Source organism: Brevundimonas sp. KH_058, from assembly GCF_057838505.1.
In genome coordinates this window covers 1,177,595-1,204,562 of the sequence record NZ_CM174469.1, presented here as the reverse complement: position 1 = coordinate 1,204,562, position 26,968 = coordinate 1,177,595, and the positions used below count along the sequence as shown (strand labels likewise).

The window sequence follows — 26,968 nt, the reverse complement described above, 5'->3', positions numbered from 1 at the left end:
GACAAGCGAGTCGGGGCCGGGAGTGCGCCTAAAACGTGGACTTGAAGGATCATGACTTAGTTAGACGCCGCTGGAAGGAGACCTCCCTTCTGTCGTCTACGGGTGGTTTGCGGACATGGGCTCGAACCATGATCAAAGTCGCCTATGCGCCAGAAGCGGTCATTGGCAGAGCGCCTACATTCGGACATTGGGCTCGCCGCTCTCATGCCTGATACCGACCCGCTGCCGCGGGCGCCGACCGGCTCGCCCTTTCCTATTCGGGTTTGAGCAACTAGTCAGAGCGCGTCCTTCACTGTCGAGCTGCGAATGTCCCTTCCGAACTCCGCCGCCTCGCCCCTGCGCTCGAGAATTGAAGTCTGGGCCGCAGTGGGATTGGCGACCGTCTTGGCGTTCTTCGTCATCAGCGGCCTGATCGCCTACAGCAACATTGAGCAACTGCGGTCGAACAACGCGCGAGTGATTCACACGCACTCGGTCTTGGTCGGCGCTGATGAGCTGCTGTCGACTGTGCAGGATGCCGAAACCGGCCAGAGAGGATTTCTGCTGACTGGCGACCCTCGCTATCTCCAGCCCTACGACCGCGCCGTGGCCGCTCTCGACTCGCGCATTGAAGGTTTGGTTGCACTCACGCACGACAACCCTCGGCAGACCGCCAACATTGGGCTGCTCCGCCGCCACATCGACGCGAAAACAGCGGAACTTCGCCAGACCATTGTCCTTCGCCGTGCCGGCGACCGGGAGGCCGCGCTCGCCATCGTCACCACCGATCGGGGCAAGCTGGAAATGGAGGCCATCCGCGAACAGGTCGCGGCGATCCGGACGGAGGGTCTGCGCCAGCGCCAAGACTGGCTGACCCAAATGGAGACCGCCTATCGGACCGCCGTCGTCAGCGGCCTGCTGTCGGCGGCCCTGGGCGCCGCCCTCACGATCGCCGTCTTTCTTCTGATCCGGCACAGCGCCCGGGCGCGCTCCCGGCAGGAATGGCTCCAGTCCGGTCAGGTCGGTTTGGCAGAGGCGTTGAGCGGCGACCACACGGTCGAGGAGCTGTCGGAAAGGGTATTGGCTTTCCTGGCGCGCTATACGGGGGCCCACGCCGGTGCTCTATTCAAGGGCGAGGCCGGGCGCTTCCGCCGCACCGCCACCCGCGGCGTCCCGGCCGACGCCCCGATTCCCGTCGCCTTCGGGCTCAAGGAGGGCTTGCTCGGCCAAGTGGCCGACGAGGGGCGCGCCCTCCTGCTCAATGATGTACCCGAGGGCTATATGACGCTCGGGTCTGCCCTGGGCCGCGACATCCCCCGCCATCTCGTCATCACGCCGGCGCGGGTGGACGAGGCGGTCAACGCCGTCATCGAACTGGGCTTCCTTCAGGCGCCCGGCGAGCTCGTCCTCGAACTGTTGGACGCCGCCTCTTCTTCGATCGGCGTGGCCCTCCGCTCGGCACGATACCGGGCCGAACTTCAGGATGCGCTGGAAGAGACCCAGCGTCAGTCGGAGGAGTTGCAGGTCCAGAGCGAGGAACTTCGCGTCTCCAATGAGGAGCTGGAGGAACAGGGTCGCGCGCTGAAGGAGTCACAGGTCCGTCTTGAGCAGCAGCAGGTCGAGTTGGAGCAGACCAACAGCCAACTGGAGGAGCAGGCCCAGACCCTGGAGGCGCATCGTGACGACCTGGAGCGCGCCGGCGCCGACCTAACCCAGAAGGCGCAGGATCTGGAGCGGGCCAGCCAGTACAAGTCTGACTTCCTGGCCAACATGTCTCACGAGCTGCGCACGCCGCTGAACTCGCTTCTGATCCTGTCCAAGCTGCTCGGCGACAACTCCGATGAAAATCTGACCGAGGAACAGGTGCGTTACGCCCGCACGATCCAGTCCTCGGGTGACGACCTGCTGACCCTGATCAACGACATCCTCGACCTGTCCAAGATCGAGGCCGGCCATGTGCAGATGCGAGCCGAGGGCGTATCCCTGCAACGCATGACAAGCGATCTGCGCCATCTCTTCCAGCCGATCGCCGACGAGCGCGGCCTCGACTTCACGATCACCCTCGACGACGACCTTCCCGAGATCGTCGAGACCGATCGGCAGCGGCTGGAGCAGATCCTCAAGAACCTGCTGTCGAATGCGTTCAAGTTCACGGAACAAGGTTCGGTGCGGCTGTCCGTCGCCCCGGCGGGCGACGACATCGCCTTCGCCGTGACAGACACGGGCATCGGCATTTCGTCCGACCAACAGGTCGGAATCTTCGAAGCGTTCCAGCAGGCGGACGGCACCATAAGCCGCAAATACGGCGGCACAGGTCTCGGCCTGTCGATTTCACGGGAACTGTCGCGCCTGCTGGGCGGCTCGATAATGCTGGACAGCCGGCCCGGCGAGGGCAGCACCTTCACCCTCGTCATGCCTCGGATCTATGACGCCAGCCAGGTCGCGCCCCGCATTCCCGGGGCGCCAAAGCCGATCAACGGCCCGCGACCGGCGACGCCGACGAGAAAGGGCGCCGCTGCCTCGCCCTCTCTCCTTCGCGCCATCACGGATGATCGCGAGCAAATCGCCGAGGCGCGACGATTGCTTCTGGTGATCGAGGACGATGACCGGTTCGCGACCATCGTCCGCGACCTCTCGCGCGAGCTCGGCTTCCAGTGTCTGGTCGCGACCACCGCAGAGGAAGCCCTGAAGCTCGCTCGTCAGCACCGGCCAAGTGCGATTGTTCTCGACATCGGCCTCCCCGACCAGTCGGGTCTGACGGTGCTCGACAGCCTCAAGCGCGATGACCAGACGCGTCATATCCCGGTGCACATCATCTCCGCCGAGGATCACAGCCGCACGGCCATGGCGCTGGGCGCGCTGGGCTATACGATGAAGCCGGTCAAGCATGAGGATCTCGCCGAGGTGCTCGGCGGACTGGAGAATACCCTGGCACGAACGGTGCGCAGGGTTCTCGTGGTGGAGGACGACGACGTACAGCGCGAAGCAGTCCAGGCCCTCCTCTCCTCCGGCCACGTTGAGACGGTGGGCGTCGGCACGGCGGGGGAGTGTCTCAATGCCCTTCGCGAGCAAACCTTCGACTGCATGGTGCTGGACCTGACGCTGCCCGACGCGTCCGGCTTCTCCTTGCTGGAGACGCTCAGCCAGGATCAGGAGCACGCCTTCCCTCCGGTGATCGTCTACACCGGCCAGGACCTCACGCCGGACCACGAACAGCAGCTTCGGCGCTATTCGAACTCGATCATCATCAAGGGCGCCAAGTCTCCCGAGCGACTGCTCGACGAGGTCTCGCTCTTCCTGCACCAAGTGGTGTCCGAACTGCCCGCCGAGCAGCAGAAGATGATCCGCCAGGCGCGCAATCGCGACGCCCTGCTCGAGGGCCGTCGGATTCTCATCGTCGAGGATGACGTCCGCAACGTCTACTCGCTGACGAACGTCCTGGAACCGCGTGGCGCCGTGGTCGAGATCGCCCGCAACGGCCAAGAGGCGATCGACCTGCTGCAGGCCTCGGCGGATCACCCGGATCGCGCCATCGATCTGGTGCTGATGGACGTGATGATGCCGGTGATGGATGGTTTGACGGCGACGCAGACGCTGCGCGCCGATCCCCGTTGGTCGGATCTGCCGATCCTGATGCTGACGGCCAAGGCCATGCCCGACGATCAGGAACGCTGCCTCGCGGCGGGCGCTAACGACTACATGGCCAAGCCGATCGACGTGGACAAGCTGCTCTCGCTGGTTCGGGTCTGGATGCCGCGTTGAGGATGATCCGTGCCCGAACGCCTTGAAGACCTTGAGCTCCAGCTGCTGCTGGAGGCGCTGTACCAACGCTATCACTATGATTTCCGGCACTACGCCCGAGCGTCGATCAAGCGCCGCGTGGTGCAGGCGCGCGACCAGATGGGCTTCGCCACCCTCTCAGCGTTACAGGATGCAGTCCTGCATGACCCGTCTATGCTCCCACGGCTACTCGGATATCTCACGGTGCAGGTCAGCGAGATGTTCCGGGATCCGACCTATTTCAAAGCGCTGCGGGAGAAGGTGCTGCCGCACCTCCGCACCTATCCGTCGCTGAAGGTCTGGATCGCGGGCTGCAGCCACGGCGAAGAGGTCTATTCCCTCGCCATCCTGTTTAAGGAGGAAGGCCTCTACGACCGGACTCTGTTCTACGCGACCGACATCAACCCCGACGCGCTGGAAGCGGCCGAGGCGGGCGTCTATCCGATGGATCGCTTGCGCAAATTCACTGAGAACCATCAGAAGGCCGGCGGGCGGTCGTCACTCTCCGATTATTATACCGCTGACTACGGTCGCGCCGTCTTCGACAAGAGCCTCAGGAGCCGCGTGGTCTTCTCGGACCACAGTCTGGTGACGGACGCGGTCTTTGCCGAGATGCAGCTGATCTCCTGCCGCAATGTGATGATCTATTTCGATCGCGCCCTCCAGGATCGCGCCATCGGCCTGTTCTGCGGCTCGCTCCCGAGGAACGGATTCCTCGGACTGGGCTCCAAGGAAAGCCTTCGCTTCTCCAAGCACGCGTCCGCCTACTCCGAGTTCGTCCGCGACGAAAAAATCTATCGGAAGCTCGCAGCGTGAGCGGGAGCAAAGCGAAAGCCGTGGCGATCGGCGCCTCGGCCGGCGCGGTGCAGGCGCTGCTCGAAATCCTGCCCGCCCTACCCGAGGATTATCCGTTCGCTCTGCTGGTCGCGGTGCATGTTCCCCCCGACCGCGATAACGCCCTTGTGCCGCTCCTGCAGTCGCGGTGCAGCATTCGGATCAAGGAAGCGGAGGACAAGGAGACGATCAGGACAGGCACGGCCTATCTCGCCCCTTCCGACTATCATTTGCTTGTGGAAGCGGACCGGACACTCGCCCTGTCGTCGGATGAAGCCGTGAACTATTCCCGGCCGTCCATCGATGTACTGTTCGAAAGCGCCGCCGACGCCTTCGGCGCGGACCTGATCGGCGTCATCCTCACCGGCGCCAACGAGGATGGCGCCGCGGGCCTTCAGGCGATAAGCTTCGCTGGAGGGCGCGTCATTGTAGAAGATCCCGAGCATGCCTATGCCTCGGCCATGCCCGAGGCGGCGCTGAAGGCCTGCCCTGGCGCGCCGACGATGCGTCTGGAAGAGATTGCTCACTACCTCGCGGAGCTTGCCCGATGACATATTTCGAGGCTCCGGCGACGCTGCTCCTGGTCGATGACCTGGAGGAAAACCTGCTCGCGCTCGAGGCGCTGCTGCGTCGCGACGGCCTGACGTTCCTGAAAGCCCGCTCCGGCGACGAAGCGCTCGAGTTGCTGCTTTCCCACGACGTGGCCCTGGCGCTGCTCGACGTCCAGATGCCGGGCATGGATGGTTTCCAGCTGGCCGAATACATGCGGGGCAACACCCGAACACATCATGTGCCGATCATCTTCGTCACGGCCGGCAGTTCCGACCAACAGCGGCGATTCAGAGGTTACGAAGCCGGTGCTGTGGATTTCATCCAGAAGCCGATCGAAGCCGACGTCCTGCGGAGCAAGGCGGAGGTCTTCGTCGATCTCTACCGCCAGCGGCGGCAGATCCTCGCGCAGCGCGATGAACTCGAAGCCCATGCCGCCGCCCTCAGGACCACTAACCAACGAAAGAACCAGTTCCTCGCTGTGCTGGGTCACGAGCTTCGCAATCCGGTGATGGCCCTGAGCGCAGGCCTGCAGCTGGTCGAGCGCGAGGTCGACCCGGTCAAGGTCAGGCTGATCCGGGAACGCATGGCCACTCAGGTCTTCCACCTGTCTCGGTTGGTCGAGGACCTGCTCGACATCTCGCGCATCGACCAGGGCAAGATCACCCTCCGGCTCGAACGGGTCTCGCTCCAGACCGTGCTCGATTCAGCCATCGAGACCAGCCGGCCCAAGATCGACGCCGGACGCCACACGCTCAGCGTCGATCTGCCTGATGAGCCGATCTGGGTCATGGCCGACTTCACCCGGCTTTCACAGGTTGTGAGCAATCTTCTGACGAATGCCGCCAAATATACGCCGCCCGGAGGCCGCATCGAACTTGTGGCCACTGTAGGGGCGGACTTCGTCGAGATCGCGGTCACCGACGACGGCGTCGGGATATCCCCTGAAATGCAGAGCAAGGTGTTCGACCTTTACACCCAGGTTGCAGGTCCAGACGCCCGATCGTCTGATGGGCTCGGGATCGGTCTCTCGCTGGTGAAACAGTTGGTCGAGTTGCACAAAGGCAGCATCTCCGTTCACAGCGCCGGGACGAACCAGGGCAGTTGTTTCACACTGAGGCTGCTGCGGTCATTCTGAAGCTGGGTATTGCAGCCGATCGAAGCCGGGTTGGACTGACAGTAGTCCTTATTTCGACAATACCGTGATTGGTAGTCGGCCAACGGCATCAGAGCGACAAAAGCCGACGTTGGGAGAATTTCAGCATTCGTCCGTTAAGCTGGCCTCGCGATTGCCGGCTCGGGGGCCGCGCCAACCGCTGCGGATCGAACGAACGGACCCGGCGTTGCAGTTGTCATGCTAGGAGCGTCGATACTCTTCTCTGGGGGATGCGCCTGCGGCGCGGTCCGCTTCGGAGCTCGGTCTGAACCGTTGCGGATAGGGCTCTGTCACTGCATGACGTGCCGAAAGGCTCACGCCGCCGCTTTCAATCCTCTCGTCGTTTTCAAAGCCGAGGCCATCGAGGTTTCTGGTAAACTGCGGAGCTGGTTTAGTTCGCCCGGGTACGATCGACAGTTCTGCGGTGACTGCGGGTCCCGGGTTATCGCCTTCAATGGCGATGAGGTGGAAGTTTCCTTGGGAGTTTAGATGAGCCTGGGTTGCTCGATCCTCAGTACGAATCGTGGGTAGTCCGTCGAGAACCGTGGCTGTGCGTTCTCGATAAACCGCAACACCCTCGCGAGCGGCATACGTAACGTCGCCAACGCGCCAGGAGCGGTCACTAGTCCTCCGCTCCAAACCTGACATTCGGCCGAAACAGGGTCCCAAGGACAGCGTGGACCCTAGATGCGGGCTGCGACGAGATAGGCATGGCAAGCGCGCGGCAGACACGCAACCGCTCCAGATTGCCATCGGAGGGATCGGCCTCCATCACCATGCGCACCGATCCGCCCAGCAAGGCCGCCAGCATGAAGGCCACGGACGCCCGATCCGAAAATCGGGCGTCCGGCGCACTGGCCAGCAAGGCGTCGAACATCTCCGTCAGCACTTTTGCCGCCCGCCCCATCGGGACGGAAAGATCGAACTCGGCGGCAATCCCCTAGATCGCTCACGACCACACCATGTCCGCCATCTTGGCGTCGAGCCACGCCGCCGCCAATCCTTCCGCCAAGGTCTTCAGGCCCGCCCCCATCAGGCGGTCGGACTCGGCGCACATCGTTTCTTCGATCAGAAGCAACTGCCTCTCCACGATCCCGAACAGCAGGGCCTGCTTGTGCGGGTAGTACTAATACGTCGTGCCAACCGAAACGCCTGCCCGCTCGGCGACGCGCGTGGTCGTCAGCCGCCCCGCGCCGTCGGCCAGCAAAAAAACCTGAATGGTCGCCTGCCGGATCGCCTCGATCGTGGCGGCGGAGCGGGCCTGTTGCGGCGATTTGCGGGGCTGCAGCAGCGTGGGGTTGGGCCGGTTCAAATGCGAATTCCAAAGCTGAAGGATGCTTCATTTTTAAGCCTCATTTCGTCCCCGCAAGGAGTTTCCCATGCAAACTGTCCTCATCACCGGCTGTTCGACCGGCTTCGGCGGCGAGACCGCGCTGGAGTTTCTCGACAAGGGCTGGAACGTCGTCGCCACCATGCGCGACCCGACCGCGAGCACCCCGCCCGCCGCAGGGCATTTGCAGGTGCTCCCTCTGGACGTCACCGATCCTGACAGCATCGCTGCGGCGGTCGCGGCCACGGGTCTACGCCCAGCGCTCCAACGTTCAGTGTGATCTTCACGCTCTAACCCTGAGCACACTGAGCAGCCCCTTCGCGCCGAGAGCTGATTTTCGATCGACCGCGTTTCGGCGAACTTTCGAAGCATCGCCGGCAGGACAGCTGATTGGGCTAGGTCGCCATGTCGAAGCTTTCCGCCGTCGCGAGACGCCATGCTGCGCCATAGAAGTCCCGGTCACAGTCGCCCCCCAACAACTCGCCCTTCTCGAGGAAAATATGCAGCTGCGAGAACAGTCTGATCTCCGTCAGGCTGACACGACGTACGAGATGGTGGGGACCAAGCCTGCTCGGATGGTCCAGGCCCGCTGCAGCGATCATCTCAGACAAGGTCAGCAGCGTGTTCCGATGGAAGTTGTGCACGCGCTCGGCCTTGTCGCTTACCACGAGCGCTCTCTGACGCATGGGGTCCTGCGTGGCGACGCCGGTGGGGCACTGGTTCGTATGGCATGAGAGAGACTGGATGCAGCCGATGGCGAACATAAAACCGCGTCCCGCATTGGTCCAATCCGCGCCAAGCGCCATCACCGTCGCGATGTCGAAAGCGCTGACGATTTTGCCGGCGGCGCCTACCTTAATCTGGTCCCGCAAGCCCGCACCCACGAGGGTGTTGTGAACAAAGAGCAGGCTCTCACGAAGGGGCATGCCCAGGTGGTCTGCAAATTCGAGAGGCGCGGCGCCCGTGCCGCCCTCAGCGCCATCGACGACGATGTAATCAGGCAAGATGTTTGTTTCGAGCATCGCCTTCACAATGCCCATAAACTCCCAAGGCTGACCCACACACAGCTTGAACCCAACCGGCTTTCCGTCGGACAGCGCACGCAGCTGAGCGATAAAATGGATCAGTTCGAGAGGGGTGCTGAAGGCCGAGTGCCCAGGCGGGGATATGCAATCGCGGCCGACCGGAATGCCGCGTGTAAGAGCGATTTCGGGGGTGACCTTTTGCCCAGGCAAGATTCCGCCTTTCCCGGGCTTCGCACCTTGGCTGATTTTCAATTCGATCATTCGAACCTGTGGATTCACCGCTTGCTCGGCAAAGCGACGGGGATTGAACCTGCCCTGATCGTCGCGGCATCCGAAGTAGCCGCTTCCAATCTCCCAAATGAGGTCGCCGCCATGCTCGCGGTGATAAGGGCTGATTGAGCCTTCCCCCGTGTCGTGGGCGAAACCACCAAGCTTGGCGCCCTTGTTCAGCGCTCGAATCGCGTTGGCGCTCAGCGCGCCAAAGCTCATCGCAGAGATGTTGAAGATTGAAGCAGAGTAAGGCTGCCGACAGTCCTTGCCACCTATCAAAATCCTGAAAGCGCCGGGATCGGCTGCGGGAACCGGCCTTGTCGAGTGCGCGATGAACTCGTAGCCGTTCTCGTACACATCCAGAAGCGTGCCGAAAGGACGGTCGCTGACCTCATTTTTGGCGCGCGCGTACACCAGCGAGCGCTGGCTACGGGAGAACGGCGTCTCCTCGTGCTCGTCTTCGAATAGATATTGCCTGATGCCAGGGCGGATATCCTCGAAGAGCCAGCGAAGACGACCGACAACCGGGTAGTTCCGTCGAACCGAGTGCGCCGGCTGGCCCAGATCATACACTCCCAGCGCAGACAGGGTCCCCGACAGGGCGAACACCAGCCACGCCCAATAGGCAGGAAGCGATGGGATGACCAAAAGCAATGCAACGAGACTCGCCGCAAGAGGGGCAAATCGAATGAGTGACACGAGAAACTCCCAACCCGGTCCAGAGACGTATCGTTGACCGGGCAAAAATGACGTCCACACGGATGGACTTTTGGAGGCGTTCAGAAAGCCCATTCTAACAGCCGCAAGGAATCCTAAACCTGCGGCCGTCCGGCGGTGCTGAAAGTCAGCCAACCGCCACGAAGATCAGCCCAAGACAGCCAGCGCCGGCCAATGAAAGGATGATCCAGCGCCTCCTCTTGTGAGGCTTCATGACCTGAAGTCTCAGATTGCTGCGTGTGTAGAAAGGCGGCCTAGGACGCCCGACCTCAGAACCTACGATGTTGTGTCGTTGCCTCATCACGCGCCTCTACCAGTAATGCGATTGAGCCAGGGGGTGACAAGCCGCCAGGGCAAGCCGCCGGATAGTGTCTCGACGCGTTCGAAAAGCTTTGGGATCGAGCAGAGCATTGCCAGCCGGACGTCGTCGCGGGCAGGAATGGCGGGGTGATCCCACAGTAACTCCTGGAGCGCTGCGTCCTGCCGGATACGCTGCGGCAGGAGGTCGAAACGGGCGTCATGGTCCAGATCCCGCGTGTTGCGCTCCTCGATCTCGGCCACCAATGCGTCAGTCTCCGAGGCCTTGTGGGGCCCCTGTCTGAGAACGCGCTCTGCAATCACCGCCCGCTCTGCAGAAGGCACGGACGTTTCGACCAACACCTTAGTGCCGCCAGTGTCTCGCACGCCCGTCACCAGCGCGAGGGACATCAGCTGGTCGCGGGCAATGGGCGAGAAGGCGAGCTCGGCCGCCTTGCCGAGGATCAGGTCCGTATTGGCCTCGCCGGGACGGCGGGCCTCTAGATCGAGACGATCCCACCACGCGGCGCTTATCGCTTCCGATGCGGCGGCTTGCAGCAACGTCGCGTCGCTAGAAGACATGCGCGTCATGAGAACTCACCACGTCCAGAACCTTTAACCGGTGCGGCCGGCCTCTGTCGTCGACCCAGCCGAATTCAGCCTCGACAGCCAAGCCGAGGAGCGCGGCGCCGACGAGGCTGAAGACTGAAACCCATCGCTTGTCGATATCGGCGTCCGCCGGCAGAACCAGCCGGATTTCCCAAATTTGGCCGCTGCTGTGATCCTCGTAGGTGATCCAGCTGCCGATCCGGCAGAAGGGTCGCGTGTCCGAGGTCTCGTCCACCATCACGGCCCGGTCGAGCTCCTCCTCGAGCAACAGGGCCGCTGCCGAGGACGGCGCGCTGCCGATCATTGAGGCGAGGATTGCGTGGTCTTGGGTGGTGATCAGAAGCCGAGGCTTTCTGATCGCCTTTGAAAGGGTTTTTGTCATGACGAACGTCCTTGTCGCCTGCGACCGGAACAGGGCGCGACTGAGCCGCACCAAACGGCGCATGGGTTGATTAAATGAAAGCAAGGTTTCGCACGCACGACAGCACGTCATCGGCGTTATCGAGGCGGCTTATACTGTAAATCGCGTGCAAGGAAACAATCCCCAAACCCTGAGCGTTCGCTCAATACGAGTTTGGGGCTAGACGCCTCCGACGAAGCGTCCTGCGTGAAGCGTATCCCGCTTATGTACGGCGCGTTTCCACATTACGGGGACTGTGCGCTCCCGAGACCCTGACTGTCAACTTTGGGCCGGCCTCGTAAGTCTTTCTTCCGGGATCCGAACCGGCATTCGGCCAAAAAGCGATCTAGCCGCTTCCGGCACCCGCGATCGGCAGTCTCCACCCCCGCCGAATCGCCACCACCCGCAGACCGAAACACGCAAGGCCGCCGGCCAGCGCCGTGACGAGCACGGGCAGATGTAGCAGACTGCCCCCGGCCACGATCGCCGCGCCGGCCAGCGCGGCCACCGCATACAGGTCCGACCGAAGCACCGCCGGAATTTCCGCTAAGAGGACATCGCGTGCGACCCCTCCCCCGATGCCCGTCAGCATTCCTAGCAGGGCAGCCATCGCCGGACTCAAGCCAAAGAAGAGGGCCTTCTCCGTGCCGGCGACGGCGAACAGCGCGAGGCCCATGGCATCGAGCATGCGGACGGGATTCCGCAGCTTCTCGATCACGGACGACCAGAAAAATACGATAGTTCCGGCACTCAGGGACACCGCCAGATACCGCCAGTCCTGCAGGGCCGCGGGCGGCGACGCGCCAATCAGCACGTCCCGGGCTATGCCGCCGAAGGTGGCGGCCGCGAAGGACAGCACTAGCACGCCAAACAGGTCGAGCCGCCGACGCACGCCCGCCATAGCGCCGCTGAGGGCGAAGGCGAATGTGCCGCAGAGATCCAGGACCAGCACGAGAGCGCGCAGAAATTCGTCGGTCCCGTGGGTCTGGATCACGATGGTAAATCCTTGGAGCACTAATGGACTAGCACCATCGACCTTATAGATCGCCTGACTTACCGATCTCATAGCGGACAGAACCTTGTCCGCTCTTCGGCTGATGGGCGAAACGCGCTGTGGCCGGAAGGTCGATCTCGCCAGTCGCCGCCAACCGAAACCACGGTCCTTGGGCAGTGCTCCAAAGCAGACGTCCAATCGCCGCGTTGAGTCAGTCACGGACCTCCAGACCGACTCCCCGGAATGGCCGCATCGGGTCGATGTCAGTCATGTTTATCAATGCCCGAAGCAGACTTCTGCCAAGCCCCTAAGAGATTACGGGTGGCAGCACTAGGCTGCTACTCTGATAGCGGTCTGCTACCGAATCCTTCGGCGGCGCCACCGTCACCGTGCACCGCTGCACCTTCCCGCTATCGATCGCCGCCGCCCGGCACGCCTCAAGGGCGTCCCGGTTCTCGTCGGCAAGCCGGGCGTCCGCGACGATCCGAGCCCAGCCCATCGGGTTCGCCGCCCGCATTAACGCTCCGCCGGCCGTCCAGCGATCCTCCCGCATCACCAGAGTCGCCACTCGTGTGTTCAGCTCGAACGGCAAGACGCCGGCGAGGATCGGCGAAAGCAACAGCCCGACCGCGAACGCCAAGCCCCCGATCCAGCCCAGCAACCGGGCTTGCATATCCTTCGCCCAGGCCTGACCGATGAGGCCGGAGAGCCGTGACCGCTCGCGCTCCGCCTCCTGCGCGGCGCGGTCCAGCCTCTGCGCCGCCTCCCGCACCAGCGCCGAACCCGCCCTCGCGATACCTTGGCCCTGCTGCTCAGGCGTGAGGTTAAGCGCAGGCGAGGTCAGCACCGTCTCCAACGACTGACCGATCTCGTCGAGACCCTTGCCGAGTATCGCGAGATCCTGACTGTAGTCAGGCGGCCGGTTCTCCCGGATCGCCGCTGGAAGGCCCTCGATCGCGCGGCGCAGCACCGAGACCTCGGCCCGCAGGTCCTCGAACGCCTGGGCCGGGTCGCCCGCCTGATCCTCCGCCATCCTCGCCTCCTGACTTCGTTACAACGACAGGCCCCGATACAAGTCCCGCCTGATCTGCTGGGTCGCCTGCTGCACGCTACGCGCCGAGATCACCCGACCGAGGGTCGAACTCTGGCCCATTCCCAAGTCCTGCGCCCGCGACCGCACCAGTGATGCCAGCTGCGGATCGCGCTTCAGCGTGCCCGCCATCGCCTTCATGCGCGCTTCCACGCGTTGGCGTTCGCCTCTGTGCCGCCACCCGTCCAGCCGGTCATGCTGCGTTTCCAGCCGCTTCCAATCCTTCACCAACCGGTCGGCCTTCAACATCGGATCATGCCGGACCCGCGCTTCGCGGCGGATGGCGCCCGCCAGCTCGGCACCGCGTTCAGACCCGCGAAGATCCCGCATGGCGAGCCAGGTTGAGGGCTCATGACGCAAGGCGTTATGCAGGTCGCGCGTCGCCCCCGGCCTCGTCTGATCCAGCACCGCCCCGGCCTCGCGCAGTTCGCGCTTCTGATATTCAAGCACGGGCAGCTTCTGGGCGCGCATCCGCTCGGTATCGTCCATGGCCCGCGCAAAGCGCTCCACCGAAACCTCCAACGTCTGCGCGAGAACGGGAGCCGTTCGCCCCGGCCCGGACGACGACAAGCCTTCCACGCGGCTGAACTGCGGCGGTGCCGCGCGCTTGTTCAGGGTCAACCCGTCGAACAGGCCCCGTTTGCGAGATTCGGCGTCGTGACCCGTGGCGCGGGTCGGCGCTTCGAGGCCGCGCCGTGCGGCATAGTCCAGCGTGGTTTCCTTGAGCCCCGTCCGCGAAAGCCGCGCCGACAAAGCGTCCAGATCCTTGAACTCATTCCGGTTGGCATAGAGCGTCACTGCCTCCCGGTGGCGGGTCATGGCCACATAGGTCAGGTGCCGGTCCATCGTGGCGGACGCCAGCACATAGGTTCGATCCACCGTCGCGCCCTGAGCCTTGTGGATGGTGGTGGCGTAGCCGTGATCCACGGCGGCGTAGTCCGCCATAGACACCGAGACCGCGCGGCCCTGGCCGGGCTTTTTGGCGCTGTCCAACCGCACCTCCAGCCGACCGGCCTCGGCCCGTTCCACTGTGCCCAACATGCCGTTCTTCACCCCGAGGTCGCGATTGTTCTCCCTGAACAGGATCCGGTCCCCGGTGGCGAAGGCCCGTTCGCCCTCGGTCGTTTGGTAGAGGTGCTCGCCGCGAAGCTCGCCCCGGTCCTGCCGCGCGGCCCGGATCGCGTCGTTCAGTTCCGCCACGTCCAGACGGCGGTGCGCCAGCACCAGCCGCGAGCCGTCCGGCCGGGCGACCATGTCGGCGATCACGTCGGCGACGATCGCCTGATGCGCCGCGCCCGTGTCGGCCTCGAAACGGACCGCACCGCGCTCGGCATAGGCGGTCAGACCCTCATGGGTGCGGTGCCGCGCGAGGTTCACGGAGGCGTCGCGCTGCCAGTTCTCGCGCTGGCGACGGATCTCCCCCAGCTCCACAAAGCCAACGCGTTCAGCCACCGCACGGAACGCCGCGCCGGGACCGATCGGCTGGAGCTGCTCGGGATCGCCCACCAGCACCACCTTGGCACCGGACCGGTCGGCCTCTTTCAACACGCGCGAGAGCTGGCGGCTCCCCACCATCCCCGCCTCGTCGATCACCAGCACGCTGCGAGGCCCGAGGGTGTCGCGACCGCGCTCCCAACTCCGTTCCCAGCTCGCGAGCGTCCGCGAGGCGATCCCCGAGGACTCCTCCAGCCCTTCAGCCGCCTTGCCCGCCAGCGCCGCGCCCATCACCCGGTAGCCGTCGGCCTCCCACGCCTGACGCGCGGCGCTGAGCATGGTGCTCTTGCCGGCGCCCGCCATGCCGACCACGGCCCCGATCCGTTCGGGACCGGTGAGGTGTCTGACCGCCTGGCTCTGCTCCCCGGACAGGAAGGGCCGCTCGACGAGGGCGCGCTCGGTGTGCTGTCGGCCGACGCCGAATGTCCGGCTGTCCGCCATCCGGTCGGCGCTGTCGGCCATCGACTGTTCGACGGCGATCATCTCCGTGGTGGAGTAGCTCGCCGGCTTCAAAGTCCGGCCGAACTCATCCCTTTGCTCGGGGCGCAGTTCGACCAGGGCGGGCGACGCCATGGCTCTGGCGAAGGCCCGCTGGAAAGCGTCGGGATCATCGACGTAGCGGTGAATTACCCTGGCCACATCGGTGCGGTCGAACACGCTCTTCTCGTTCGTGACCAGGGTCAGCGCCTGCTCGGGTTTCTCGCGGATCAGTCGGGCGTTGCGCTGCTCCTGTTCAGCGTCCTGACGGGCGCGCGCCACGGACTTGCCGCGCCGGTCCATCTGGGTGGCGTGGACGCCCATATGCTGGGTCGGTTCGATCTCCAGACCACAGGCCTGATGAGAGCGATGATCGATGCGCAGGTCGTGACCCGCCAACGCCAGATGGCGGTTGGCCCGATCCTCCCAATCCAGACGCAAATCGCGCAGCTGATCGTGCGAGGTCGGCAGGCCGAGCGCGATCAGCCGCTTGTTCTCCAGCTCCATCTCGGACTTCTCACCGAGGCCCTCGCGTTCGACCTTGCGGGTGGTCAGCAGAATGTGGGCGTGGTGGTTGCGCACGTCGGTGTCGCCGTGCGGACTGTGGATCGCAAAATCCACTGCCACCCCGTAGCGATCGGCCAGCCCTTGAGCGAACTCCCTTGTCAGCGCGAGCCGCTGCTCGGGCGTCAGTTCATGCGGCAGGGCGACCTCGACTTCGCGGGCCACCCGGGCGTCCTTGCGGTTTTCCGCGAACTCCGCCGCATTCCACAGGGTCGAACGGTCCTGCGCCCACGCGACGTCCACGCCGTCCGGCAATACGATCTCGGTGTGCTCCACGCCGCGACGGGCCGTAAAGTCGTGGGTCTGGCCGTCGCGTTCGTTGGTCAGCTTCTGCGAGGCGCGATAGGCCGCTGCGGCGACGGCGCTGCGCCCGCTCGAACGGCTGATCGGCTTCATCGCCAGATGATAGATCGCCATGGCGACCTCCAGGGAACCGCCGTGAGGGCGGCCAGACTGGCGGGCCGAGGAAACGCAAAGCCACGCCGTCGCCCGGGTCCGTCGATGGGAAAATATCAAGCCCTGAGTTGCACAGCAACTCGTAAGTGCGCCCTTCGCCAATCTTCACTTCGCTCGATAGGCTCGGTGAGGCGCGCTTGTGAACAAGCGATGTAGGAAATCTAAGCCGCCATTCAGCAACGGGTGGACAGCCGCCAAGCGAATCGGTTCGCCAGCTTTGGGTGAGCATGGCGAGGCTTGCAATCCGCCGCAATGACGCGGGGAAGACCGGGGTGTTGCTGGAACGTTGCTGGACGGTACGCCGGGGTGCCTCGCTGGAAACGATGACGGCTCGGTGCTCTTGTGCTACCTTGGGTTTCTGCAACGGAGTGGCGACACGGAGGAAACGATGGCGAGGCGGTCAATCGCCGAGCGGCTGGCTCAACTGGAGGCCCAGCGAAAATCGCTACAGACCAAGCTCGGCAAACAGGAGCGGGCCAGAGATACGCGCCGCAAGATCCTGCTCGGCGCCTTGGTCCTGCACCGGCTGGAGAAGGGGCAGGACGCCTTCTCCAAAGAGCATCTTCCCCACTGGCTGCGGCGCGAGCTCCCCGGCTTTATCACCCGCGACGACGACGCCGCCCTGTTCTCCGATCTGATCGGCGAGAGTGGCGCGGTGCCGCTGCCCGACAAGACCTGATCGGGCGCTGAGGTGCTGCGCCGGCTCTTCGGACTCGTCGGGCTGATCATCACCCTGATCAGTGGCTACCTGATGGGCACCATCATCGGTCTGGTCTTCATCATCCCGTTCATCCTGATCCGGCACACCAATGAGACTGAGCAGAACTGGCTTTTGCTCGCGGCCGGATCGGCGGGAGCCCTCATCGCCTGGCTAAAACGACGGGCGCCGGGCGCGGGACTCGAAGACACTGGCGACGTGCATGGCTCGGCCCGATGGGCGAGCGAGCGGGAGGTCCGGGCGTCGCTGGGCGGGGCGGACGGGTTGATCGTCGGGCGGGAGAACCGGCGGGGCGGCCAGCTTCTGCGCTACGATGGCGAGCAGCATCTGATCACTATCGCGCCTACCCGGTCTGGCAAGGGCGTCGGCGCCATCATTCCCAATCTGCTGACCGTCAACCGATCGATCCTCTGCATCGACCCCAAGGGTGAGAATGCGCGGCTCACCGTGCGGGCGCGGCTCGGCTTCGGGCCGGTTGAGGTGCTGGACCCGTTCGGTGTGTCGGGTATGCATTCCGCCGCCTTCAATCCGTTGGACTCTCTCGATCCGGACAGTCTGGAGCTGGCCGAGGACGCCGCCCTGCTTGCGGACGCACTGGTTTACGATCCGCCGGGCCAGACCGGCGAGGCGCACTGGAACGAAGAGGCCAAGGCGCTGATCGCCGGCGTCATCCTCCATGTCGTCTGTTCCGAACACGCTGGCGCCCGCAACCTTGTCACCGTGCGCGACATGCTCACCAGCGCCCCCGAGGCCTTCGACAAGATGCTGGCGGTAATGCAGAAATCTAAGGGCGCCGGTGGCCTCGTCGCGCGGGCAGCCAATCGTCATCTGAGTAAAAGCGGTCGGGAGGCGGCGGGGGTGCTGTCGTCGGCCCAGCGCCACACACACTTCCTGGACAGCCAACGGATGTCGGCGGTCTTGAGGCATTCGGATTTCCGGTTCGAGGATTTGAAGGCTGAGGTCTGCACGGTGTTTTTGGTCCTGCCGCCCGAGCGGCTGAGCACGCATGCGCGCTGGCTGCGCCTGCTCGTGGCCCAAGCCATCGGCGCACTGGCCAAATCCACAGAGCGACCGGACGGGCCGGTCCTTCTTCTGCTGGATGAGTTCGCAGCCTTGGGACGGTTGGAGCCGCTGGAACAGGCCTTCGGTCTGATGGCGGGTTATGGCCTGCAACTCTGGCCGATCCTCCAAGATCTGCACCAGCTGAGGAGCGTCTACGGAGAACGCGCGGGGACGTTTCTGTCGAACGCCGGGCTGATCCAAATCTTCAACGTCGGTGATGTCGAGACCGCGAGCTGGGTTTCCCGGTCGATGGGCTCGGGGACCGTCGCATACCGAACGGCGAGCAGCGGAGAATCGCAGTCGCCGGGGCCGATGATGTTCTCGCAGACATCCACCAACACCTCCACGACAGACCATCTCGTGAAGCGCGAACTGCTCACGGCCGACGAAGTGATGCGGCTGGATTCCAGTTTGGAGATCCTGCTGCGTCAGGGCCAGGCGCCGGTCGCCGCACTAAAGGTGCGATATTTTTCTGATCCGGAGTTCGTTGCTATTATCGACTAGACGGAAAGGCGTCAGCGTTCCGTAGGCAATGAGTTAGTAGCCGCCTAGCATCTCCTTGGAGCAGAACCCTTCGACGCTATCCAGCTCTAGGGGCCTATTTAGCGATGTCTCCTGTTCGCCAAGCGCGGACATCAGAACGCCGCCCGATAGCAGACACGAGGTCGCCACGTGTCTGGCGGCCGTCTCGGCTTTGCCGGGGCTCGCGTTCCTCTCCATCGTCGGCTAGGCAGGGGCCTCTTTTAGCTCAGGAACGTCAGCCCTCTCAATGTCGATGAACACGTCGGAACGGCATCTCGAAGAGACGTTTCTCGCCAAACTGCGCGACCTGAAATATGAGTTGCGGGCAGATATCCGTGATCGAGCCGCACTTGAGGCGAACTTCCGGGAGAAGTTCGAAGCGTTGAATCAAGTCGCGCTGACAGACAGCGAGTTTCAGCGGCTTCTCGACGAGATCGTGACGTCGGATGTCTTCACGGCTGCGCGGACCCTACGTGAGCGCAATCACTTCACACGCGATGATGGAACACCGCTCAACTACACGCTCGTCAACATTCGGGACTGGTGCAAAAACTCGTTTGAGGTCGTCAGTCAGCTCAGAATGAACACCCAGAACAGCCATCATCGCTACGATGTGATATTGCTGATCAATGGCGTTCCGGTCGTTCAAATCGAGCTGAAAACGCTGGGTATAAGCCCTCGCCGCGCGATGGAGCAGATCGTTGAATACAAGAACGATGCGGGCAACGGCTACTCAAACACTATCATGTGCTTTCTGCAGATTTTTGTGGTCAGCAACCGGCACCACACCTTCTATTTCGCGAATAACAATGCACGGCATTTCGCGTTCAATGCCGACGAGCGGTTTCTGCCGGTCTACGAGTTCGCCGACGTGGACAACAAGAAGGTCCTTCATCTCGATAGCTTCGCGGAGAGCTTTCTCGCAAAGTGCACTCTAGGCCAAGCCATCTCCCGCTACATGGTTCTCGTCGCCAGCGAGCAGAAGCTTCTGATGATGCGACCGTACCAGGTATATGCGGTCAAGGCGATCGTTGACTCCATCGCCCAAGACTGCGGAAACGGCTACGTTTGGCACACAACGGGCAGCGGGAAGACGCTGACCTCCTTCAAGGCCTCGACACTTTTAAAGGACAACCCTGACATCCAAAAGTGTCTCTTCGTTGTGGACCGCAAGGACCTCGATCGGCAGACGCGCGAGGAGTTCAACCGGTTTCAGGAAGGCTGCGTCGAGGAAAACACCAACACCGCATCCCTGGTTCGACGCCTCTTGTCAGATGATTACGCCGACAAGGTCATCGTCTGCACTATCCAAAAGTTGGGCCTCGCGCTGGACGAGAACAGCAAGCGCAACAAGCAGCAGAAGGCAGCTGGCAGGACGAGTTTCAAAGAGCAGCTGGCACCGCTCCGTGACAAGCGCATCGCTTTTATTTTTGACGAGTGCCATCGGTCGCAGTTTGGCGAAAACCATAAGGCAATCAAGGATTTCTTCCCGCGCGCCCAACTCTTCGGGTTCACCGGCACGCCAATCTTCGACCAGAATGCCGCCCAACAGAAAATCGAAGACGCCCAAGGCAGCATGAAAACGACGGAAGATCTCTTCCAGAAGCGCCTTCACACCTACACCATCACCCACGCGATCGAGGACGGAAACGTCCTTCGTTTCCACGTCGACTATTTTAAGGCGCAAGGCAAAACGGTTCCAAAACCGGGCGAGCCGTTAGCGAAACGAGCGGTCATCGAAGCCATCTTGTCCAAGCACGACGCCGCCACGGGTCATCGGCGGTTCAATGCTTTGCTCGCGACGTCGTCGATCAATGACGCCATTGAATATCATGCGCTGTTCGAGACCATGCAGGCCGAGAGGCAGATCACGGATCCCGACTTTGAGCCTCTGAACATCGCGTGCGTATTCTCTCCGCCTGCGGAGGGTAATCCTGACGTGAAGCAGATTCAGGAGGATCTTCCAACTGAGAAGGAAGACAACGCTGTCGAGCCGGAGAAAAAGAAGGAGGCGCTAAAAGCCATCCTCTCGGATTACAACGTACGCTACGGCACCAATCACAAGATCAGCGAATTCGACGCCTATTATCAGGATGTGCAGAAACGCATCAAGGACCAACAGTGGCCCGAAGCCGACCTCAAGAAGGCCTATCCTAACTTCCCGCACCACAAAATAGACATCACCATTGTCGTGGACATGCTGCTAACGGGTTTCGATTCTAAATTCTTGAACACGCTCTACGTCGACAAGAACCTAAAGCATCACGGCCTGATCCAGGCTTTTTCGCGCACCAACCGCGTGTTGAATGCGACAAAGCCCTACGGAAACATCCTGGACTTTCGTCAGCAGCAATCGGCTGTTGACGCCGCCATTGCGCTCTTCTCCGGCGAGGCCGCCGGTGAGAAGGCGCGCGAAATCTGGCTGGTCGACAAGGCCCCGGTGGTCATACAGAAGCTGGAAGCCGCAGTGGGCAAGCTAGACGCCTTCATGGCGTCGCAGAAGCTCAACAGCGCTCCCGACGCCGTACCCAACCTCAAGGGAGACGCGGCGCGCGCGGCCTTCGTCGAGCATTTCAAGGAGGTTCAGCGCCTCAAAACCCAGCTCGACCAATACACCGATCTGACGCCTGAGAACGCCGAGACCATCGAAAAAATCTTGCCGCGCGAAAACCTGCTGGGCTTTCGTGGCGCCTATCTGGAAACCGCCCAGCGGCTTCGAGCCCAACAGGGCGGAGGGGACGGCAAACCAACCCAAGAGGTGGACCAGCTGGACTTCGAGTTTGTCCTCTTTGCCTCCGCCGTTATCGACTACGATTATATAATGGGACTCATCACCCGCTATTCCGAAGCCACCCCCGGCAAGCAGAAGATGACCCGCGAGGAACTGATCGGCCTTATCCAGTCCGACGCCAAGTTCATGGATGAGCGGGAGGATATCGCGGCCTATATCGCCACCCTGAAAGCGGGCGAAGGTCTAAGTGAGACGACCATCCGCGAAGGCTATTCCCGGTTCAAGGCCGAAAAGAATGCGGCGGAACTGGTCGCAATCGCAGCCCGCCATGGAATCGTCCCGCATGACCTTCAGGTCTTTGTCGACGCTATCCTGCAGCGCATGATCTTTGACGGCGATGCGCTTACCGACCTGATGGAACCGCTCGGCCTTAACTGGAAAGCGCGGCGGGTGACGGAACTGGACCTGATGGCCGATCTGATGCCGCTTTTGCACAAACGCGCCGACGGCCGCGAGATTTCGGGGCTAAGCGCCTATGACCAGTGAGGGGGGACCGGCACACCGGCCCAGGAACCGTGGGGCCACACTGGCCCCCAAGTTGCGCTTTCCGGAGTTCGAGAACGCAGACGGCTGGAAGGAGTCCCCGCTTCATAAGTTGGCCCGTCCCGTAACCGAGAGGGCGACTGACAATGACGCGGATATGGTTCTCACGCTCTCCGGGGAGCACGGGCTTGTGCTGCAGCGCGAATATTTCGGCAAGAAGATCGCTGGCGACTCCACCGATCGCTATCTGAGAATTCTAAGAGACGACTTCGTCTACAACGACCGGACGACAAAAGCGTCAAGCTTCGGAACGATCAAACGCCTTTCCAGATACCCGGCCGGAATCGTCTCACCCATCTACAAATGCTTTCGCTTCCAGCCGAGCGAGAACGCAGCTTTTTGGGAATGGTATTTCGAGTCTGGGAGCCATGACCCGGCATTGGGAAGGCTGATCAACGAGGGTGCCCGAGCAGGCCGCTTCAACATCTCCGTCAGCCAGTTCCTGACTACCGAGGCATGGCGACCGACGGAGCAAGAACAGCAAAGGGTCGCCGACTGCCTGGCCGCTACAGACGCGGTTGTTCGTGCGCAGGCGCAGAAGGTGAAAGCGCTTAGCGCACATAGAAGAGGTTTAAAGCAGAAGCTCTTCCCCCTCAAAGGCGAAGCTGTGCCGCGACTGCGGTTCGGGGAGTTCGGGGGCTCGGGAGATTGGGAGGAAACGCCGCTGTCGGCTCTCGTGAGCGCGTTGAACGCGGGCGTCAGCGTAAATTCAGGTGACCGGCTCGCCAATGGAGATGAAATCGGCGTGCTCAAGACGAGCGCGGTCACCAGTGGCGTTTTCGATCCGCTGGAGAACAAGGTTGTATACGACGATGAAGAAATCAGCCGCGTGAAAGAGCCAGTACGCGCCGACACCATAATCATAAGCCGCATGAACACGCCCAAGCTAGTCGGCGCCAGCGCTTACGTTGAGCGCGAGTTTCCCAACCTTTTTCTCCCTGACCGGCTTTGGGCGGCCAAACCACGACCGTCGACCTGCATGCGCTTCGTAGCTTTCGTTTTGGGGTCCGATGTGGGGCGATCGGCCCTGTCGAACTTGGCGGGAGGAAGTTCGGGCTCGATGAAAAACATCTCCAAGCCGGACGTTCTGGCTATGACGATTAGGGTTCCTTCCCCGTCGGAACAGCAACGCATAACCGACTGCCTGATGTCTCTGGACAACCTCATCGCCGCCGAGACCCGCAAGCTCGAAGCTCTGAACGTCCATATGAAAGGACTGATGCGGGAGATTTTTCCTCGGATGGGGGACGTCGCCGCATGAGCACTTACAAGACCCTAAACACGCTCGTGGGAAGACTTCGCGACGATCTCAACAACCCCACCAAGCCGACCTCGCTGATCCTGATCTACGCCTTCAATAGAACCGGCAAGACACGACTGTCGATGGCGTTCAAAGATGCCGGCAAGCGCAAGAGCAAGAAGAACCCGAACGGCGCGTCCGACACTCTTTATTTCAATGCCTTCACCGAAGATCTATTCATCTGGGAGAACGATCTCGAAGGCGACAGCGTGCGGCACCTGCAGTTGAACGATAAGTCTTCGTTCTTCAACGCGATGACGGAGCTCACCCTGGATCAGACCATCGCCAGCTATCTGTCCCGGTACGCCGATTTTGAGTTCGACTTCGTTTACAAGGACGTCCCGCAGGGCACAGAGACAATCTCCAAGCCGGATTACGTCAGCTTCCGGAAAGGCGACCAGATCAACATCAAGGTGTCGCGGGGTGAACAGAACCTCTTCATCTGGTGCACTTTCATGGCGATCTGCGAACGGATGCTGGATGGCCATGTCTCCTACCAAGGTAAGAAGTACCTTTATATCGACGATCCCATTTCATCGCTGGATGACAACAACGCCGTCTCTGTTGCCTGCGATCTTGCCAAGCTTCTGCGCAGAACAGCCTCGCGCAAGGACGCCAACGGCGAGGCTGCCCCGATCAAGGTGATCTTTTCGTCGCACCACGCACTCTTCTTCAACGTCATGTGCAATGAAATCGGGCGGAAAATTGATAACTCGCCGTCAGTGAACCATAAGCGCTACTTCCTGCACCGCCCGGTTGACGAGGGAACCTACAAACTCCAGCCGACCGGAGACACGCCTTTCTTCCACCATGTCGCAACCCTCGCGGAGCTACAGCGTGCGGCGGATCCCACGAAGGGGACGCTGTACACGTTCCACTTCAACGCCCTGCGCAGCATCATGGAAAAGACGGCTTCCTTCTTCGGGCATTCCAGCATTGCATTTTGCCTCAAGGCGCTCGACAACGATGTAGATCGTGCGCTGTTCAATAGGGCTCTCAACCTGCTGAGCCACGGCGCCTACGCCATCCATGAGCCGACTGAAATGGGCGAGGACAACAAGCAGTTGTTCCGCCGCATCCTGAGTGCATTCATTACCCGATTTGATTTCGCACTTCCTGGCGTGGTGCCCGCGTCGCCCTCCGCTACCCTCGTGCCTGGGCCGCCGCCGACGCCCGCATCCGCGCCCGTGCCCGTCCCCGTGCCCGTGCCCGTGCCATAGAAGTAGCCGCTCAATGAACGACCAAACTCAAAAGCGACTTGGCAAGACCCTTTGGAACATTGCCGACCAACTGCGCGGAGCAATGAATGCGGACGATTTCCGCGACTACATGCTGTCCTTCCTGTTCCTCCGCTACCTCTCAGGCAACTACGAGGCTGCGGCCAAAAGGGAGCTAGGGGCAGACTACCCAAGGCTCCCGACCGATCTGCCAGACACAACTGGAGCAAGCACGCCGTTGCAGGCGTGGTACAAAAGCAATCCGGACGATGTCGCCGAATTCGAAAAGCAGATGCGTCGAAAGGTGCACTACGTAATTCAGCCGCCCTTCCTGTGGAATAACATCGCGCATTTAGCGCGCACACAGAGCAGTGAGCTTCTGCTAACTCTGCACGAGGGCTTCAAATATATTGAGAACGAGTCCTTTCAGAGCACCTTCAGTGGTTTGTTCTCAGAGATTAATCTTTACTCGGAAAAGCTGGGCAAGACCCAGACCGACAAGAATAAGAAGCTCTGCTCGATCATTGCCGAGATAGCTAAAGGTCTGAATGAATTCTCGTCGGAGCTAGACGTCTTGGGTGACGCCTACGAATACCTCATCGGCCAGTTCGCCGCCGGGTCTGGCAAGAAGGCCGGTGAGTTTTATACTCCGCAGCAGGTCTCGGACATCCTGTCGGCAATCGTGACCTTGGATAGTCAGGACCCGGCCACGGGCAAGAAAGAACGTCTCGCCAGCGTCTTCGACTTCGCATGCGGGTCGGGTTCGCTCTTGCTCAATGTCCGAAAGCGCATGGGTCAACACGGGATCGGCAAGATCTTCGGGCAAGAGAGCAATATCACCACCTACAACCTAGCTCGCATGAACATGCTGCTGCATGGGGTAAAGGACAGCGAGTTCGAGATTTTCCACGGCGACACCCTCGCCAATGACTGGGATCTCTTGCGCGAACTCAACCCCGCCAAGAAGCCTGCGTTCGACGCCATTGTGGCGAACCCGCCCTTCAGCCTGCGCTGGGAGCCCACCGATGCGATGGGTGACGATGTACGGTTCAAGAACTATGGCCTGGCTCCCAAGTCAGCGGCCGACTTCGCCTTCTTGCTGCACGGCTTTCACTACCTGAAAGACGAGGGGGTGATGGCCATCATCCTGCCTCACGGTGTGCTTTTCAGAGGTGGAGCGGAAGAGCGCATCCGGACGAAGCTGCTGAAGGACGGCCACATCGACACCGTCATCGGCCTGCCCGCGAACCTGTTCTATTCGACCGGCATCCCCGTGTGCATCCTTGTCCTAAAGAAGTGCAAAAAACCGGATGACGTCCTGTTCATCAACGCAGCCGAGCACTTCAAGAAGGACAAGCGTCAGAACCAGCTTACTGACGCGCACATCGACAAGATCATAGAGACGTACCAGTTCCGGAAGGAGGAAGAACGCTACTCCAAACGCGTGAGCCTGGACCGCATCGCTAACGAAGGGTTCAACCTCAACGTTTCTCGCTACATCAGTACGTCGATCGGTGAGGAAGAGATCGATTTGTCTGCGACGCAGGCCGATTTGGTTTCGATCGAAGGGAGAATTACGGACGCGACGGTCAAGCACAACGAATTTTTGATGGCCCTCGGCTTACCGCTTTTGCCGGTACGCTGACAGCGTCGCATTAGAGGAATCCAATCCTCCGATTTAATAGCGTAATCGGTGTTCGAATACCTCCGCGAGCCAGACGGACTCGTGCGCTTCGAGCACGGGCCGCTTAAGCGCCCGACCGGCGCCCCTTCCCCCGGCGGCGCGCGGTGAGCTCCATCTTCATGATCTTGTTGAACTGAAACTGCCAGTCGGCCGCGTGGACTACCCGGTCAAACTTGGCATCGTGATCGCGCAGGAGGTCGAGACGTGAGCGCTTCGAGATGTCGTCCCAGTCATCGTATAGGATGTACAGAGCGTTGCCATATCGGAGGTTCTCAAACACGACGAGGTCGTCAGCAAACTTGGCACCGAAGTACGAACCGAACTGCCCTGAGCCGCGGATGTAGGACACCGGTTGGAGCTTGTTGAAGGCCGCCGTCCGATCCCGGAGGTGCTTATCGAAGTCCGTAGCTCGCAATCCGGAGCTCGGTTTCGAGGTGTACCATTCCACGACGTCGTCAATTGTTCCGGGCGGGAAGATGTCCCAGTCGAGCTGGATGGTGCCGAGGAAGTCTTCCTTCGTGGCCGTGCTGGCGAAAACATCCGCCACGCCGGTGTTCTCCTGCAGGACATTCACCGCCCAGAGGAGCATGAGCTCAAACTCCGGCTGACTGCGGCTTAGAAGCGGCATCAGCGCGAACTTGACGACGACGTAGTCAGCGGTTGTTTGCGACATGATCACGGGCTCAATCTCCATCCCCTGCGGTTCGAAGACTTGGTGTTGGTAGACCTGTCTCGTCTGATAGTGGGTATGGGTCCCGTTTCTGGCCGCGTCGCCAAAGTTCGGTGACTCGAAGACAAAGCTCTTCGGGGCCATGGGAAGGTCGGGGCGCTTTCGGTCCCAGCCCCGCGCGTTGCGGTACGACCATTTCCCCGCATCCTCCGGCGGCTGCCTTGGGCCATCAGCCTTGGCGGAGCCATCCAGCAAGTCAATATTTAGGCCGAGGTGTGAGTACAGACCGGCCTCAACATCAGCAACGCGAACTGACTTCACGGCCGCAACCGCGACGAGGTCGCCGTCAATCCTGTCCAGTTCGGCCCGGACCTTCGGCGGGATTTTAAGGAAGTTGCCCTTCCACGGAAAACGCTTCTCACCCATGACGATGCCCCCTG

22 protein-coding genes are annotated in these 26,968 nt (G+C 61.8%); 12 read left to right on the top strand and 10 right to left on the bottom strand.

Annotation, left to right across the window (positions count from 1 at the left end):
• Positions 1–384 precede the first annotated feature (384 nt).
• The 5 genes from AC3ISA_RS05750 (at position 385) to AC3ISA_RS05730 (ending at position 6,787) form a co-directional block, all read left to right on the top strand.
• Entirely contained in the window at positions 385–3,741 is a 3,357-nt protein-coding gene (locus AC3ISA_RS05750; RefSeq protein ID WP_489179698.1) for a response regulator, read from the top strand.
• 9 nt (positions 3,742–3,750) lie between these two features.
• Positions 3,751–4,575: a CheR family methyltransferase gene (locus tag AC3ISA_RS05745; RefSeq protein WP_372693567.1), complete on the top strand. Its 825-nt coding sequence runs from the start codon at positions 3,751–3,753 to the stop codon at positions 4,573–4,575.
• 20 nt (positions 4,576–4,595) lie between these two features.
• The gene (locus tag AC3ISA_RS05740; RefSeq protein ID WP_372693566.1) at positions 4,596–5,144 is read left to right on the top strand and encodes a chemotaxis protein CheB; all 549 of its coding nucleotides are present in this window, start codon (positions 4,596–4,598) and stop codon (positions 5,142–5,144) included.
• Entirely contained in the window at positions 5,141–6,280 is a 1,140-nt protein-coding gene (locus tag AC3ISA_RS05735; RefSeq protein WP_489179697.1) for a hybrid sensor histidine kinase/response regulator, read from the top strand. The genes AC3ISA_RS05740 and AC3ISA_RS05735 overlap by 4 nt, the downstream gene beginning before the upstream one ends.
• 216 nt (positions 6,281–6,496) lie before the next feature.
• Positions 6,497–6,787: a GFA family protein gene (locus AC3ISA_RS05730; RefSeq protein ID WP_489179696.1), complete on the top strand. Its 291-nt coding sequence runs from the start codon at positions 6,497–6,499 to the stop codon at positions 6,785–6,787.
• Positions 6,788–6,920: 133 nt separating this feature from the next.
• Here AC3ISA_RS05730 and AC3ISA_RS05725 read toward each other — a convergent pair whose 3' ends face one another.
• From AC3ISA_RS05725 to AC3ISA_RS05715, 3 genes are read right to left on the bottom strand one after another with little or no spacing between them, the layout of a single operon-like run.
• Positions 6,921–7,187 carry a hypothetical protein gene (locus AC3ISA_RS05725; protein WP_372693563.1) on the bottom strand — a complete coding sequence of 89 codons (267 nt, stop codon included), beginning with the start codon at positions 7,185–7,187 and terminating at the stop codon, positions 6,921–6,923.
• Between the two features lie 60 nt (positions 7,188–7,247).
• Positions 7,248–7,376, bottom strand: a complete 129-nt coding sequence (locus tag AC3ISA_RS05720; RefSeq protein WP_372693562.1) for a hypothetical protein — start codon at positions 7,374–7,376, stop codon at positions 7,248–7,250.
• 48 nt (positions 7,377–7,424) lie between these two features.
• Positions 7,425–7,610 carry a hypothetical protein gene (locus tag AC3ISA_RS05715; RefSeq protein ID WP_372693561.1) on the bottom strand — a complete coding sequence of 62 codons (186 nt, stop codon included), beginning with the start codon at positions 7,608–7,610 and terminating at the stop codon, positions 7,425–7,427.
• Positions 7,611–7,677: 67 nt separating this feature from the next.
• On the opposite strand from AC3ISA_RS05715, the gene AC3ISA_RS05710 reads away from it, so the two are divergent.
• Positions 7,678–7,908: an SDR family NAD(P)-dependent oxidoreductase gene (locus AC3ISA_RS05710; protein ID WP_372693560.1), complete on the top strand. Its 231-nt coding sequence runs from the start codon at positions 7,678–7,680 to the stop codon at positions 7,906–7,908.
• Positions 7,909–8,023: 115 nt separating this feature from the next.
• Here the strand turns inward: AC3ISA_RS05710 and AC3ISA_RS05705 are convergent, their stop codons facing one another.
• The 6 genes from AC3ISA_RS05705 to traA all read right to left on the bottom strand — a co-directional run bounded on the left by AC3ISA_RS05705 (position 8,024) and on the right by traA (position 15,982).
• Entirely contained in the window at positions 8,024–9,622 is a 1,599-nt protein-coding gene (locus AC3ISA_RS05705) for an FMN-binding glutamate synthase family protein (RefSeq protein WP_489179695.1), read from the bottom strand.
• A gap of 318 nt (positions 9,623–9,940) precedes the next feature.
• Complete coding sequence (locus tag AC3ISA_RS05700) at positions 9,941–10,528, bottom strand: hypothetical protein (protein WP_372693558.1); 588 nt, start codon at positions 10,526–10,528, stop codon at positions 9,941–9,943.
• The gene (locus AC3ISA_RS05695; RefSeq protein ID WP_489179694.1) at positions 10,509–10,991 is read right to left on the bottom strand and encodes a GreA/GreB family elongation factor; all 483 of its coding nucleotides are present in this window, start codon (positions 10,989–10,991) and stop codon (positions 10,509–10,511) included. The genes AC3ISA_RS05700 and AC3ISA_RS05695 overlap by 20 nt, the downstream gene beginning before the upstream one ends.
• Positions 10,992–11,292: 301 nt before the next feature.
• Positions 11,293–11,940, bottom strand: coding sequence for a trimeric intracellular cation channel family protein (locus tag AC3ISA_RS05690; RefSeq protein WP_372693556.1), 648 nt, complete (start codon positions 11,938–11,940; stop codon positions 11,293–11,295).
• Positions 11,941–12,247: 307 nt separating this feature from the next.
• Positions 12,248–12,973, bottom strand: coding sequence for a DUF6118 family protein (locus AC3ISA_RS05685; protein ID WP_425985658.1), 726 nt, complete (start codon positions 12,971–12,973; stop codon positions 12,248–12,250).
• A gap of 18 nt (positions 12,974–12,991) precedes the next feature.
• The gene (gene traA / locus AC3ISA_RS05680; RefSeq protein ID WP_425985660.1) at positions 12,992–15,982 is read right to left on the bottom strand and encodes a Ti-type conjugative transfer relaxase TraA; all 2,991 of its coding nucleotides are present in this window, start codon (positions 15,980–15,982) and stop codon (positions 12,992–12,994) included.
• A 427-nt stretch (positions 15,983–16,409) separates the two neighbouring features.
• On the opposite strand from traA, the gene AC3ISA_RS05675 reads away from it, so the two are divergent.
• From AC3ISA_RS05675 to AC3ISA_RS05650, 6 genes are all read left to right on the top strand, one after another.
• Positions 16,410–16,700, top strand: coding sequence for a mobilization protein (locus tag AC3ISA_RS05675; protein ID WP_425985662.1), 291 nt, complete (start codon positions 16,410–16,412; stop codon positions 16,698–16,700).
• 12 nt (positions 16,701–16,712) lie between these two features.
• Positions 16,713–18,305 (top strand): type IV secretory system conjugative DNA transfer family protein, encoded by a 1,593-nt coding sequence (locus tag AC3ISA_RS05670; RefSeq protein ID WP_425985664.1) that lies wholly within the window; start codon positions 16,713–16,715, stop codon positions 18,303–18,305.
• Positions 18,306–18,576: 271 nt separating this feature from the next.
• Positions 18,577–21,600: a type I restriction endonuclease subunit R gene (locus AC3ISA_RS05665; RefSeq protein WP_489179693.1), complete on the top strand. Its 3,024-nt coding sequence runs from the start codon at positions 18,577–18,579 to the stop codon at positions 21,598–21,600.
• A 154-nt stretch (positions 21,601–21,754) separates the two neighbouring features.
• Positions 21,755–22,918, top strand: a complete 1,164-nt coding sequence (locus tag AC3ISA_RS05660; RefSeq protein ID WP_489179692.1) for a restriction endonuclease subunit S — start codon at positions 21,755–21,757, stop codon at positions 22,916–22,918.
• Positions 22,915–24,177, top strand: a complete 1,263-nt coding sequence (locus AC3ISA_RS05655) for an AAA family ATPase (protein WP_489179691.1) — start codon at positions 22,915–22,917, stop codon at positions 24,175–24,177. The genes AC3ISA_RS05660 and AC3ISA_RS05655 overlap by 4 nt, the downstream gene beginning before the upstream one ends.
• 13 nt (positions 24,178–24,190) lie before the next feature.
• On the top strand, positions 24,191–25,819 hold the full coding sequence (locus AC3ISA_RS05650; RefSeq protein ID WP_425985672.1) for a type I restriction-modification system subunit M: 1,629 nt from the start codon (positions 24,191–24,193) through the stop codon (positions 25,817–25,819).
• Positions 25,820–25,922: 103 nt separating this feature from the next.
• Here AC3ISA_RS05650 and AC3ISA_RS05645 read toward each other — a convergent pair whose 3' ends face one another.
• Entirely contained in the window at positions 25,923–26,954 is a 1,032-nt protein-coding gene (locus AC3ISA_RS05645) for a hypothetical protein (RefSeq protein ID WP_425985674.1), read from the bottom strand.
• Positions 26,955–26,968: the final 14 nt, after the last annotated feature.